Genomic DNA, 13,551 nt, shown 5'->3' on the forward strand with positions numbered 1-13,551 from the left:
TATATTAATATTCAGCGCAAATCCGGATGGGTAAAAACAGCGGTATCTTCTGTCTTTATTTTCTTAAAATCACTCAGTTTCCCCGCTTCATCTGCTATCTGGGCAAATGATTTATTTTGCTGATAGCTTTCCGTTAAAACACTGTCCACGCTTCTATTTGTCAGCTTGGCTACAATTCCCGCATTGCCGGTTTCTCTCGCCGTTGCTGCAAAGGCCGTAATAGACGCCATGCCGATTGCAAGAGCCGCACAGATGGCAACGATCAATTTTTTACCTTTCATTTCGATACTTTCCTCCCAATTTCAATATACAAGCATATATTAATGTTTTATGATGACATTTTTTATTTATATTATTTAAATATTACCAATAAAGTATGACAAATTTATGACAAAATAGGATAATCCTTTTCATTTGGCAAAATATATAGCTGTTACGGCTTCACTGTTTTTCTAAATTCTGTATAAATTACCATAGAAAAAACAAATTTATCTGGTATTATCATTTACAAATAATATAACCATATCCAATCGTAATTTATTGCAGTAAAATAAATATGCTTTAAACTTTAACATCGTTTTTTACCTGAAATTCAAATGAATCTGCAAGAACACCTGTCATTCTCCGGCCGCATCCACTTTCTAATAGGTGCTGTGTTCCAGAATCCATACACAGGCGGTTCACGTGTAAGAAAGAGGTTACCTATGAAAAATATGCTTATTGCAGAAGACAACGAGCAAATAGCTGTCGTTCTCGGTGAATATGCTAAACAGGAAGGATTTAATGTTTTTTTTGCGGCTGACGGTGAAGCTGCATCCGCTGTATTTGCTAAGGAAAAGCTTGATATCATTCTGCTTGATATTATGATGCCCAAAAAAGATGGTTTTGCTGTATGCAGAGAGATAAGACAGACTTCCAATGTTCCTGTGATAATGATAACCGCCCGGGGTGAAGATTTTGAACGTATAATGGGTCTTGACATCGGTGCCGATGATTATATAGTAAAACCGTTTTCTCCGGCAGAGGTCATGGCCAGAGTCAGAGCTGTGCTGCGCCGTATGGATACAGCCTCCGGACAAAAAAACATCCTCAAATATGATAATCTGCAAATTGATCTTGACAGCTATACGGTCACTGTCACCGGGAAGGATATATCCCTGACCAAAAAGGAAATTGAACTTTTATGGCTGCTCGCTTCCAACTACGGCAAAGTCTTTTCCCGCGACAATCTGCTTGACAGTATATGGGGCTATGATTATTTTGGCGACACAAGAACCGTCGACTCGCATATCAAGCGGCTGCGTGCCAAATTGAACGCTGGAAGTATCTACGGTAAGATGATAAAAACTGTCTGGGGGGTGGGATATAAATTTGAAACTGCCGAAAATGAAGAATAAAATAGTCTATAAATTATTTGCCTTTTTTACCGCTGTTCTTTTTATTTTCATGCTGATAATAAACGGTTTTTTCTATTTTTTCTTTAATAAGCAAACGATAGAACTGCGACGCACCGATCTGCGGGAGAAGGTAAGCACCATCGCCAATACCATCAGTCTCTTTCTCCAAAATGATACAACAAATGATGACCAGCAGCAGCAATCTCCGCCGCCAATACCGCCGGGAAACGGTATGCCTCCCGCCGTCCATGGCCATATGGGTATGGGCATGCATCCAAGTGCCATATCGGACACCGCAATTCCATACTATAGGGCACTTGTCTATTATATAAAGCTGCTCAACAGAATGGATATGTCAGACATATGGATAATAAACAATGACCGCCAATTTCTTATAAGCAATAATCGGCATCATCGCCCTGTACAGTATAATGAGCTTCCGCCTGGCGGCATTGAAGTAATAAACGAGGCACTGCAGGGAAATGTTATAGTAGCAGACAGTTTCAGCGGGGTACTCGGTACTCCTGCCACTACAGCCGCAGCACCCATAAAAGGAGCAGACGGCAGTTATGTCGGTGCCGTTTTGATGCATTCTCCCATAAACGAAATGAATAATTCCATCCTATATGCCATAAGGCTTCTGCTTATCAGCTCTCTTTTTGCTATGATGATAGCTCTGCCTGCCTCACTTCTTGTTTCCTATTATTGCACTGATCCTCTGCGGAAAATGAAGAAAATGGCTCTTGCTATCGCTGACGGTAAATACAACATCAAAACTGATGTCCATCAATCTGACGAAATAGGTGACCTAGCCTCATCTTTCGATCAAATGGCCATAAAGCTCAATGAAGCTGCCAAGGAAAGCGGACGCCTTGACAAAGCCAGACGTATCTTCACCGCCAACGTATCACACGAATTAAGAACTCCGGTCACTGTTCTTCGCGCTTCTCTCGAGGCTCTGACGAGCGGAGTGATAAATGATGAGACACGCCAGAAAGAATATCACCAGCAAATGCTCAATGAAACCATCTATCTGGAACGTCTTGTCAACGACATGCTGGAACTGTCAAAACTGCAAAATCCCGATTTTAAAATAGAAATGTCAAAATTTATCTTGAATGATCTTATAAGCGATGCCGCAAGAGCCATGCGCCCCTTCGCCGCAGCAAAGCAAATACGCATAATCACTGATATCAGCCTTCCCCCTGCCGAAATGTTCGGCGATTATGGCAGGCTGAGGCAAATGCTCATTGTCGTGCTTGACAATGCTATCAAATTTTCTGAACCAGATTCTGAAATCAGTTTGCAGCTTTGTCTTAAGGATGATCTGGCAATCCTCAAAATAACAGATAATGGCTGTGGTATAAGTCCTGACGTATTACCTCACATCTTTGACCGTTTCCATAAAGTAGATAATGAACGCAACAAAAAAGGTACCGGACTCGGCCTTGCCATTGCCAAGCAAATAGCGATGAGACACGGCGTTGAGATTAAAGTTGACAGTGTACTAGACAAAGGTTCTGTATTCAGTTTCATTTTTAAAAATCTGTCATTTCTATAAAAAAAGAAAACTAAGCAGCAATAAGCTGTATTTATTGCTGCTTAGTTTATCTTTATTTTTATCAATAATATAAAAATGATATAATATTAAATAATATTTATTAAAAAATTCATAAAGGAGGATAATTTTGGAAGAATTAGAAAGATTTATTGAATATGATCCTGCCGGCTTTACTCTGCGCGAAGCTATAATAGAAGCTAAACGCTGTCTGCATTGCTCAAAGCCGCGCTGCCGGACAGGGTGCCCTATCGAAAATGAAATTCCGGACTTCATAGAGGCAATGGCGCACGGCAATCTTGGTTCGGCCAGCACCATCATAGCAAAACACAGCAATCTGCCTGCCGTGTGCGGACGCGTCTGCCCCCATGAAAAGCAATGTGAAGGCTCCTGTATATTAAATAAACAGGGCAAAGGCATCAAAGTAGGTAAAATAGAACGTTTCATTGCCGATATGGACGGTGACCTGGCTTTGATCCCTGCTGTTATTAAAGAAAAGCGAAGCGGACGGATAGCCGTTATCGGGTCAGGCCCCGCCGGTCTGACAGTCGCCGGTGATCTGGCAAAAATGGGGTTTTCCGTGACAGTATATGATGCCCAGCAGGAGGCAGGCGGTGTTTTGATGTATGGTATACCGGAATTTCGTTTGCCCAAACAAGTGGTCCGCCGTGAAGTAAAAAAAATAGCTAATCTCGGTGTACAGTTTAATCTCAATACCATGATCGGTCCCAGCCTTACTCTTGATAATTTATTTGAGCAGGGTTTTGATGCTGTCTTCATCGGCACGGGCAATGCATTGGCAAAGTCCCTTTCTCTTCCCGGCATCAAACTTCCCGGTGCCGTGCAGGCAACATACTTTTTGCAAATGGTCGAGCTTGCCAACCAGGGAAGCGTTGATGCCATGGAAGTCCCCATCCATCCGGGCGATAATGTGGTCATCATCGGCGCCGGCAATACAGCCATCGATGCGGCGCGCACAGCCATCCGCAGAGAGGCCGCATCCGTTACCGTACTTAACCGCGACAGAGAAAGCCATATAGCCGCTCTTGCTTCCGAAGTCGCATCAGCCCGAAAAGAAGGTGTGAACTTTACATCACTGCGCCGCCCCCTTGAATTGATCGGTGAATATTTTGTCACAGGTGTCCTCTGCCATATTATGAGTGACCCAGGCGAAGGAAAAGATCTCATCCCTACAGAAAAGACCTCCATTATTCCTGCCAATAAAGTCATAATCGCTATCGGGCAGCGTCCTGCCAGCCGCATCATCGGCTCCACCAAAGGCATAGAAGTAGATGAGTCCGGTTATGTAAAAACCCGTGATATACCTTATGGCATGAGTATGCGCAGCGGAGTTTTTTCCGGCGGTGACGTAGTAAACGGTCCTGCCACAGTCGTAAAAGCCATGAAAGACGCAAAAACAGTCGCCAAGGGTATAGCTCAATATGTGGAAGCAAAAAAACTCATGGAAAAATGCGGCCTGAAAATGACTGACTGAGTATTGCAGGCCACACTTCTCTGTTCATATATCTTGCCGCTTCGACAGTACAGTATATAATATTTGCAATTGGCAAGAGTGATTTTTCCTTATTTTTCACTCTTGTTGCTTTTGATTTTGATTGAGGTTTGATTTATGATGGTGTATAATATTAAAATATTTTTATCAAAAATCATATTATTATAGGAAATGGAAAATGACAAAATTTGATCTGCATTTAAATGATTGCACACTGGAAGAAGCCGTCAAATCTTTTTACGAAGACAACCCTTTTACCAAGGAATTAGGGATCACTATAGAAAAAATCGACAAAGGCAGTGTATGCATAAGTCTTGCCATCGAACACAGACACACTAATGTGTACCGCATAGCTCACGGCGGTGTGATGATGTCACTGGCAGATACGGCTATAGGCGCCGCCTGCCTGAGTATAAATAAACGTGTTGTGACTCTTGATTTCAATATAAATACGTTAAAAGCTGTACCCGAAGACAGCATCATAAGGGCAAAAACACAAATTATTCACAACGGCAGACAGACAATTGTTGCCGAATGTTCTATTTTTGATGAAGAAGATAATTTATGCTGCAAAAGCCGCGCTACGATGTTTGTTATAGGTGAATTGCAGAAATGAAAAATAAAGGGGTATTTTTGTGCGATTTTTACGGTATTTGATTTTTGGGTTGATTGTAAAATGAAAATGAACAGTTAGCAAAAAGTCCACAGTGACTTTTCTTTAAATGGTAAAATGGAGTTCTCACAGCACCATTAACCAAAGAGGAGACAATCACTATGGACTGCCATAATTATATCACAGTATTCCCTGAACGAAAACGTGGTCAGCATTTGGGACGGGAAGAACGCGGAGCGATCCAGCAACTAAACAAGCAAGGATACTCTCTGCGGGCAATCGCCCGAGAAATCAATTGTTCGCCAAGTACTATCATGTATGAATTGCGCCGCGGTACACCGCTGCGCAAAAGCCATAGAGGACGTACACCGGAGTACAGCGCCAAACGAGGTCTTGCAGTATATGAAATGAATCGAATGAAGTGCAAAAGGCCGCATTATATCACACATTGCTCAGATTTTGTTAAGTGGGTGGTTGCGCAAGTTAGGGCAAAAAAGTGGTCGTTAGACGCTTGCGTCGGTCATGCGCGCCTGCACCAGCTCTTTGCTGATAAAGAAATGGTATGCACGAAGACCCTATATAACGAAATGGCTGCTGGTAATTTGCCGCTATCGCTGTTCGAGCTGCCTGAAATTCTAAAGCGAAAGCAAAACAAAAAAGGAACCCGAAAGCATAAACGTCTGAAAGGTCGCAGCATTGACGAACGTCCTGACATCGTAGATTTACGCACGGAATTCGGCCATTGGGAAGCTGACACGGTGATTGGCAGAAAAAAAGGCAGAGAAGCTGCTGTTTTAACTCTGATTGAGCGTGTTACAAACAATTACCTGGCTATTCGCATTCCTGGTAAAAACAGTGAGTCTGTCATGGCTGCGATGAAAGAACTACACGCTGAATATGGTGAGCGTTTCAGTTCTGTTTTCAAAACCATTACAACCGATAATGGCTCTGAATTCGAGGAATTTTCCAAGATTGAAGCCTGGGGTTCCAGTGTTTATTATGCACATCCTTACTCCTCTTGGGAGCGACCAGTAAATGAACGGCACAACGGCTTCTTGCGTCAATATATTCCAAAGGGCGTTTCGATTGAGAAATATACTTATGAAGATATATTACATTTTGCCGATGAATTGAATAGCCGTCCGCGCAAGCGACTTGCCTACCAGACACCGGAAGAATTGTTCGACGCTTTTCTCGATAAACTTTATATTGCCTGAGATCATCGGCATTTTACCAAAGTGTTCAATTTGCTATTGCAATTTACGTATTTGATTTTTGCGGTCATATTCTCTTTATCCTCTCTGACATCAGCATCTGCGCAGGATATCAGCCTGCAGCAATTTTCTTCCGGCGCTCCTCCCGAATATGGGTTGACCGCTAAATCTGCAATACTGATCGAAGCATCAACAGGGCGCGTCATCTTTGAAAAAAACGCTGATGTACATGAATATCCGGCCAGTATGACCAAAATGATGACAGCTGTTTTATCATTGGAAATGACGAATCCCAATGATATTGTACATATTTCTGATGAAGCCACCAATGTTGACGGCTCTTCCTTATATTTGGAAAAAGGCGATATTATGCATATGGATGAATTGCGTCAGGGAATGATGCTTGTTTCCGGCAATGATGCTGCTGTGGCAATAGCTGATGCCATAGGCGGCACCACTTCTGCTTTTGTCGACCTTATGAACAAAAAAGCCCAATCACTGGGCGCTGTGAATACCCATTTTGTCAATCCAAATGGTCTGCCCGATCCCAATCATTATTCAACCGCACGCGATATGGCCAAAATAGCTGCTTATGCTTACGAAAATGAAGATTTTCGCAAAATAGTTTCAGCCAAAGAAAAGGAGATTCATTGGCTGACTCCCGATAAAAAAATGGTATTTGAAAATACCAATCATCTCCTATGGAATTACCCTTACGCGAATGGTATAAAAACAGGCTATACCGATGATGCCGGCGGCTGTCTGGCTGCATCAGCCACACGTAACGGCGTCACTCTTATTGCTGTGGTCATGCATACAGAAGACGGACAAAACCGATTTTCAGAAGCTCAGGAGCTTTTAGATTACGGTTTTAAAAATGTCCGCATGCAGCCGGGCTATAAGAAAACAGATCTCATGCAATCTATTCACGTGCATAATGGAAAAACAGCAAAAATCAATGTCGTCCCGCAGTCTGACATATCATATCCTCTGATAGACGGTGAAAGCGGAACTTCTTATTCTATCAAAGTGAACCTGCCCCAGTATCTTGAGGCACCCGTCAAAACCGGTGACAAAGTCGGATCAGTAGATATATTCTATAACAATAACAAAGTCGGTGAAGTGCCTATGACGGCTGACAGATCCAGCGGCACTGGTTTTAATTTAGAATCATTATGCTATGCTCTGTATGACAGTATTACCAGTTTGTTTGCGACAGCTTGATCGAAATGACGGACACACTTTCATAAATTCATTATCTAATCCGTCATAAATATTAACTGATATCGGCAGAATTTTAAGGAGGCTTTTTAGTGTCTGTTTTCCTTCATGCAATAGAAGGTGTCATCACCCTTCTTCTTATGGGACTTTCAGGATGGTATATGGCCTACAAAGGCTGGATAGACAAAAATAACCGGGCTCTGCTGCCAAAACTGGTAAACTATATATCATTGCCTCTTTTTTTTGTTTATAACCTGACCGCCACTTTCAGTAAGGATCAGCTTGAACATTTGATTTCCGGTGCCGCCGTGCCCTTTCTTTCTATGATAATATGCTATTTTTTGAGTTTGCTTTTTATAAAATTCCTGAATATCAGGCATGGTCATCGCGGTACCTTCAGTGCCTCTTTCACCAACTCAAACTCTATTTTTGTCGGTGTCCCTGTTACTGTTGCCCTGTTTGGCGAAAAAGCCCTGCCTTATGCGCTTTTGTTTTTCTTTGCCAATACGACTTTTTTTTGGACAATAGGCAATGCTTCTATCCAATCGGACGCAAATAAATCTGCTTCATGGAAAGATTATATGACAGCGGCTACCTTAAAAAAAATTTTTTCGGCACCTATCTGCGGCTTTCTGATATCTGTTCTTCTCATATTAGCTGATATCAAACTACCGCCGTTCGTCCTGGACACCGCCAAGTATCTCGGCAATATGACTACACCTGTCGCACTCATATTCATCGGCGCCACACTCTATTCTATGAATTTCAGCAAACTCAAATTCAATCGCGATTTAAATGGTGTTCTTATCGGTCGTTTTATTGCGGCGCCAATTATAACTTATATTGTCGGTTCATTCTTTTCCATACCGGACCTTATGTTCAAAGACTTTATCATAATGTCTTCTCTGCCGGCAATGATCCAGACTGTAGTTTTATCCAGCCTTTATAAAACCGATGTGGAATATGCCACTGTGATAGTATCCATAACCACGATACTTTCCATAATAACAATTCCCGTTTACATGGTATTGCTCAGTTACATATAAAAATATTGGTCAAAAAGGATATTTATGATTTTATTTTGATAAACGATCATATCATGAAAGCCCAGACAAATTATTGATATTTGTCTGGGCTTTCATTTTTATGTAAAAATCTTATCGGCTTCTTTTTTTTATTTTCTTCCGCATCGTCCCCAAACGTTCCAATGCCCCTGTAAGCACTTTTTCACTTTTGGCAAAATGAAAACGGATAAAATCATTTATGTCATCATGGAAAAAAGATGAGCCCGGCACAGCACCAACACCCACATCCCGCGCCAGTACTTCACAGAATTCCAAATCATCCGCATAGCCAAATTCACTTATATCCACCATAACATAATAAGCTCCCTGCGGTTTTGTATATCTTATATTAAGCGCTTCCAAACCATTTAAAAATATATCCCGTTTTCTGCTGTATAAGGCAAGAAGGTCAGCATAATAAACGTCATCCATTTCCAAACCTGCCACCGCGGCCTGCTGCAGAGGAGCTGCCGCACCGACAGTCAGGAAATCATGTACCTTCTTCGCCCTTTCTATGATCTCCGGCGGAGCAATAATATAGCCCAGCCGCCAGCCTGTTATCGAGTAAGTTTTTGATAACGAACTGCAGGAAATCGTCCGTTCGTACATTCCGGGTAAAGAAGACATATAAATATGCTTATACGGTTTATATACAATATGCTCATATACTTCATCCGTGATCACAAACACATCATATTTAACAGCCATATCCGCAATTATCTTCAACTCATCATAACCAAACACCTTGCCTGTGGGATTGGAAGGATTGCACAAGATCAAAGCTTTTGGTCTCTGCTGAAAGGCAGCTTCAAGTTCTCCGATTGAAAAATGAAAATCTGGCGCATGAAGAGAAACATAGATCGGTTCCGCACTGCTCAAGATGGCATCTGCGGCATAATTCTCATAAAACGGTGAAAAAACTACTACCTTGTCACCCGGATCGGCCACACTGATCATAGCAGCCATCATTGCTTCAGTACTTCCGCAGGTCACCACTATTTCCTTATTTGCGTCAATTTTTCGCCCCATGAAATGTTCCTGCTTCTTCGCCAGAGCTTCACGAAAATTCTGTGCCCCCCATGTCACGGCATATTGATGCGGCCCCTTATGTGCTGTGTCTGCCAAAGAATCCATCAATTTATGAGGCGGATCAAAATCAGGAAATCCCTGCGAAAGATTTATTGCATCATATTTCAGTGAAATTCTGGTCATGCGCCTGATAACCGAATCCGTAAAATTCTGCGTTCTTTTTGATAACGACGGCATACTATTATCTCCTTTACCTATAGGACTTATATATTTATCGGATCTCTATTTCATATTGGGTGGAAAAGTCTGCGCCTCCGGCCAGACTGTTGCCAAATTCCCTATCCTTAAGCTCTCCCGTAAAATCCACAGAATCACATCGGCCAAACCACGGTTCAAGGCAAACAAACGGTGCGTCTTTATGCGGCGGTGACCAAATTCCCATTACAGGTGCATGGCACTTCATTGACAAATACGGCTTTCCCTGTTCGTCGAGAAATGCAGCTTTTTCTATTTGATAATTTTCAAAAATATACGCATCCTGATCAAAAACATCTTTCTCAAAACTCCATACATTTTTTTCCAGAGGAAGTTCATGCACCTGATGCTCTGCAAGCGAGTCTTTATTGAGTTTTTTATAAAACAATGATCCCTGCGTATCAAATTGAAGGCGGCACAATTTCTCTCCAGGCATACTTGGGCAGACAAATGCCGGATGAGCGCCTATTGAAAAATACATTATTTTTTTATCAGTGTTTATTACTTTCCAGCTGACTGTTACTTTATGACCATCCAAAGAATATTTTTGAATCAATTTAAAATGAAACGGATATTCTTTATATATTTGTGTATTATCTGTCAGCATAAAGGATATGCTTGTCTCATCTTTTTCTGATACTTCAAATTCTAAATCCCTTGCAAAGCCATGCTGCCCCATTTCATAAGATTCACCCTTATGAATATAACGCTGGCAGTTCAACCGTCCCACAAAAGGGAATAATATGGGTGAGCTTCTTTTCCAATAAGCAGGATCCGCATTCCAAATATATTCTCTGCCTGTCTGCCTTGAAACCAAAGAGCTCAACTCTGCACCCAGACTTTTTACTTTGATTTGAACAAAATTATTATGTAATTCATAAAGCATTATGCAATCCTCCAATTCTTTTTTTTATTATACCATACTGCATCCCTGTGCACTGCAAAAAAGCTGTCCAGTAATATACCGGGCAGCTTTTTCAGTCTTTTTAATCATATTCAGCCTATTGAATAGGTCTGCTATTCATTCCAAAAAGAATACCTGCTTCATTTTCGGCTGGGCGCCTGTTTCCTTGTCCATCTCCATTGTCATAACATCCTTCATATATTCATTCCACTTGTCGACAACGGCGCTTTCAGCCTGATACTTTTCAGCATAGGCAATGCTTTTTTCACATTCAAAATAGCCAAACACTTCATTGCCTGTATTCCATATAGTATAATTTTTTATGCCGGCATCTTTCAATACCTTTTTCATTTCCGGCCAGATATTATCATGGCGTTTTTTATATTCTCCGATCATTCCGTCTTTAATGACAGCCTTCCACGCAAAACGTTCCAACTTTATGCCTCCTTAATATTCTCCATCATTATTTATTTTAAGCAAGCCGTCTGTCTTATTTTACTTCATGTCCATAACGTTCGATTTCTATTTGTTTCAATGTCTTTCCGCTCGTATTAGGTGCTCCCAATGTTCCTATTATCCAGCTGATAAGAGCAAACGCAACCATCAGCATAGCGGCATATCTAAAGCCTAATGAATCCATGATTATAGGTACGCTGAAGCCCCAGACAGCCGCGGCAATACGCGTGATAAAGAACGTCAGTCCCTGTGCCGTAGCGCGATATTTTGTAGGGAAAAGTTCCGAACACCACAGCTGATAGAAAGCCTGCTGACCGGAACCATTATTGACACCGGCAAAAACTGTAAACATCACCAGCATCCACATGCTGAGCATTTCCGGCGGCAATACCCATACACCCCAGCCGATAACGTAAATACCGCCGATTATTGTATATAAAAGCCGACGGCTCACTTTATCACCCAGCCGCATAAATATAAAATAAGTACCTACGAAGGAAATGACGAATGACCCAACTGACATAAGCTGAGACATACTGTTTGACAGATTTCCCACATGTTCATAGATATAAGGCATGAAGAAGCCCCAGGTGCTGGCACAGAGATTCCATACGGAATAAACACCGCAGAGGAACAAAACTGTTTTTAAATTAATCCCCGATAAAATAGTTGAGTATGATACTTTTTCTACCTTGCCTTCAGCAAGAAGTTTTTCTTCAGCTTCTTTTGCCGCGCGCCAGTCTTTCGATTCCGGCATTTTCAGACGCTGATACCATACCCATGCGGCAACAATGATCAAATGAGCAAAAACAATACGATTGCCTATTATACCGAATTGATTTATCCATGCCGAAATCAATAGTACGACTGCCGGCCCCAAAGCCCATGCAAACTGAGCCGAACCGCAATGCTTAGCTCTGTTTTCAGCCGGCGCTTCCTCTGCAATAAGCGTCCATGAAGCAACGATATCAGCTCCGACACCCAGCCCGACGATGATATACCCGGTCAAAAGCATCGCATAATTTACACCAAACACAATTAAAAGCATTCCCACAATGTAAATTAACAAATCATACGTATAAACAAATTTTCTGCCGTATTTATCACATATGCGCCCGCCTATAAGTGCTCCCACAGCTGCAGACCCGGCATTCGAAGACAATGCCGCCAATGCGCCCATCTGATATCCGTCCATACCAAGATATGACTGCCACAGGCTCAATCCTGCCGCCCCTGCCACGATGGAACCTGCATCAATATAACTGGTCATAGCTGCAAGGATCGTTTTTTTCCAAGGTGATGGTTCATTATGATCCATTATAATTCCTCATTTCTTTTGTATAATGCGTATTCACAATATTTATCAAATATTGTGAATACATACACTTCATGAAAACATGTAATATATAATAGCTGTAAATCAGATTGGACAAGAATATATAATAATCCTTATCCAATCTTTTCTCCTCTATCAGTCAGTGCAAAAATTCTTCATTTAGTTTTATATTGAATGCTTTAGCCAGATCGCGAAAATCCTGATCGCCGATAGTCTGTTTTTTACCGCCCATAGAATGAACTTTTACAGATATTTCAGCGGCTTTTTCTATTGTATCCATAAACCCGAAAGCTTCATCAAAATCCTGTCCTGCACAGAACACGCCATGATGTGCCCAAATGACGGCATTATACTTTTTCATAAGCTCTCCTGTGACATCAGCGATAGCTTTTCCACCCGGGACCATCCATGGTATCACACCTATTCCCTCAGGAAAAATCACAGGAACTTCTGTCATCATTTCCCACAATTCATGAGAAAATGCCTCTGCGTCAAGCGGAAGTATAAAAGTAAGCGCTATTGCATTGACAGGATGCGCATGATAAATTACTCTGTTCAATCCATTGGTAGCATCTTTTTTTATGCCGTGATTCATAAGATGAGTAGGCAGTTCACTCGTTGGTCTGCCGCCATGCGCATATCCCCAGAGCACACTGTACCTTTCACCTTTATCGTCTATTTTTATAACGGCTATATTATCTTCCGGACATAAAATTACATTCCTCATATATTTGCCGCTGCCGGTGACCAAAAAATATTCACCCGCGATATTGGGCACAGTAGTGCCTATAGGCTGCCAATCTGCGGCCGGTTTTAAATCCGGCATTATCTCTTTTACTTCTTCATCTTTGATACGATAGCTGAAATTACCGCCGTTTCTTTCATGCCAGCCTTTCCTGAAAGCATCATCGGTCAGTCTGATATATCCTTGTATAAATTCCGCATCTTTAATCGCCATTTGTTCTCCCTCATTCAAGTCTAATTTTATAAA

The 13,551-nt window shown here is 41.7% G+C and carries 13 protein-coding genes; 7 read left to right on the plus strand and 6 right to left on the minus strand.

Annotated features, from left to right (window positions below; translation table 11 throughout):
• Positions 1 to 11 precede the first annotated feature (11 nt).
• Complete coding sequence (locus tag I6758_RS04950) at positions 12 to 281, minus strand: hypothetical protein (RefSeq protein WP_196604098.1); 270 nt, start codon at positions 279 to 281, stop codon at positions 12 to 14.
• A gap of 423 nt (positions 282 to 704) precedes the next feature.
• Here I6758_RS04950 and I6758_RS04955 point away from each other — a divergent pair, with 423 nt between their 5' ends.
• The 7 genes from I6758_RS04955 to I6758_RS15135 all read left to right on the plus strand — a co-directional run bounded on the left by I6758_RS04955 (position 705) and on the right by I6758_RS15135 (position 8,562).
• A complete protein-coding gene (locus I6758_RS04955; protein WP_196604099.1) occupies positions 705 to 1,397 on the plus strand; it encodes a response regulator transcription factor in 693 nt (230 codons plus the stop codon).
• Positions 1,372 to 2,958: a sensor histidine kinase gene (locus I6758_RS04960; protein ID WP_196604100.1), complete on the plus strand. Its 1,587-nt coding sequence runs from the start codon at positions 1,372 to 1,374 to the stop codon at positions 2,956 to 2,958. Before I6758_RS04955 ends, I6758_RS04960 begins: the two co-directional genes overlap by 26 nt.
• Positions 2,959 to 3,085: 127 nt before the next feature.
• On the plus strand, positions 3,086 to 4,450 hold the full coding sequence (locus I6758_RS04965) for an NAD(P)-dependent oxidoreductase (protein ID WP_196604101.1): 1,365 nt from the start codon (positions 3,086 to 3,088) through the stop codon (positions 4,448 to 4,450).
• Positions 4,451 to 4,646: 196 nt separating this feature from the next.
• On the plus strand, positions 4,647 to 5,084 hold the full coding sequence (locus tag I6758_RS04970; protein ID WP_196604102.1) for a PaaI family thioesterase: 438 nt from the start codon (positions 4,647 to 4,649) through the stop codon (positions 5,082 to 5,084).
• Between the two features lie 158 nt (positions 5,085 to 5,242).
• Complete coding sequence (locus I6758_RS04975; RefSeq protein ID WP_196603708.1) at positions 5,243 to 6,298, plus strand: IS30 family transposase; 1,056 nt, start codon at positions 5,243 to 5,245, stop codon at positions 6,296 to 6,298.
• 30 nt (positions 6,299 to 6,328) lie between these two features.
• The gene (locus I6758_RS04980; protein WP_196604103.1) at positions 6,329 to 7,519 is read left to right on the plus strand and encodes a D-alanyl-D-alanine carboxypeptidase family protein; all 1,191 of its coding nucleotides are present in this window, start codon (positions 6,329 to 6,331) and stop codon (positions 7,517 to 7,519) included.
• A gap of 89 nt (positions 7,520 to 7,608) precedes the next feature.
• Positions 7,609 to 8,562 (plus strand): AEC family transporter, encoded by a 954-nt coding sequence (locus tag I6758_RS15135; RefSeq protein WP_196604104.1) that lies wholly within the window; start codon positions 7,609 to 7,611, stop codon positions 8,560 to 8,562.
• Positions 8,563 to 8,673: 111 nt separating this feature from the next.
• Here the strand turns inward: I6758_RS15135 and I6758_RS04990 are convergent, their stop codons facing one another.
• The 5 genes from I6758_RS04990 to rhaD all read right to left on the minus strand — a co-directional run bounded on the left by I6758_RS04990 (position 8,674) and on the right by rhaD (position 13,518).
• Complete coding sequence (locus I6758_RS04990; protein WP_196604105.1) at positions 8,674 to 9,846, minus strand: pyridoxal phosphate-dependent aminotransferase; 1,173 nt, start codon at positions 9,844 to 9,846, stop codon at positions 8,674 to 8,676.
• 34 nt (positions 9,847 to 9,880) lie between these two features.
• On the minus strand, positions 9,881 to 10,750 hold the full coding sequence (locus tag I6758_RS04995; RefSeq protein WP_196604106.1) for an aldose 1-epimerase family protein: 870 nt from the start codon (positions 10,748 to 10,750) through the stop codon (positions 9,881 to 9,883).
• Between the two features lie 135 nt (positions 10,751 to 10,885).
• Positions 10,886 to 11,203: an L-rhamnose mutarotase gene (locus I6758_RS05000; RefSeq protein WP_196604107.1), complete on the minus strand. Its 318-nt coding sequence runs from the start codon at positions 11,201 to 11,203 to the stop codon at positions 10,886 to 10,888.
• A gap of 55 nt (positions 11,204 to 11,258) precedes the next feature.
• The gene (locus tag I6758_RS05005; protein ID WP_196604108.1) at positions 11,259 to 12,542 is read right to left on the minus strand and encodes an MFS transporter; all 1,284 of its coding nucleotides are present in this window, start codon (positions 12,540 to 12,542) and stop codon (positions 11,259 to 11,261) included.
• Positions 12,543 to 12,699: 157 nt separating this feature from the next.
• Positions 12,700 to 13,518 (minus strand): rhamnulose-1-phosphate aldolase, encoded by an 819-nt coding sequence (gene rhaD, locus I6758_RS05010; RefSeq protein WP_196604109.1) that lies wholly within the window; start codon positions 13,516 to 13,518, stop codon positions 12,700 to 12,702.
• Between the last annotated feature and the right edge of the window lie 33 nt (positions 13,519 to 13,551).

The organism is Pectinatus haikarae (assembly GCF_015732185.1).
In the GTDB taxonomy this organism is placed as follows: Bacteria; Bacillota; Negativicutes; order Selenomonadales; family Selenomonadaceae; genus Pectinatus; species Pectinatus haikarae.

Bases quoted from the DNA above. Each gene is read 5' to 3' on its own strand.
- rhaD (WP_196604109.1), bottom strand. From the start codon at position 13,518: ATGGCGATTAAAGATGCGGAATTTATACAAGGATATATCAGACTGACC.
- I6758_RS04955 (WP_196604099.1), top strand. From the start codon at position 705: ATGAAAAATATGCTTATTGCAGAAGACAACGAGCAAATAGCTGTCGTT.
- I6758_RS04995 (WP_196604106.1), bottom strand. From the start codon at position 10,750: ATGCTTTATGAATTACATAATAATTTTGTTCAAATCAAAGTAAAAAGT.
- I6758_RS04950 (WP_196604098.1), bottom strand. From the start codon at position 281: ATGAAAGGTAAAAAATTGATCGTTGCCATCTGTGCGGCTCTTGCAATC.
- I6758_RS04970 (WP_196604102.1), top strand. From the start codon at position 4,647: ATGACAAAATTTGATCTGCATTTAAATGATTGCACACTGGAAGAAGCC.
- I6758_RS04990 (WP_196604105.1), bottom strand. From the start codon at position 9,846: ATGCCGTCGTTATCAAAAAGAACGCAGAATTTTACGGATTCGGTTATC.
- I6758_RS04975 (WP_196603708.1), top strand. From the start codon at position 5,243: ATGGACTGCCATAATTATATCACAGTATTCCCTGAACGAAAACGTGGT.
- I6758_RS05005 (WP_196604108.1), bottom strand. From the start codon at position 12,542: ATGGATCATAATGAACCATCACCTTGGAAAAAAACGATCCTTGCAGCT.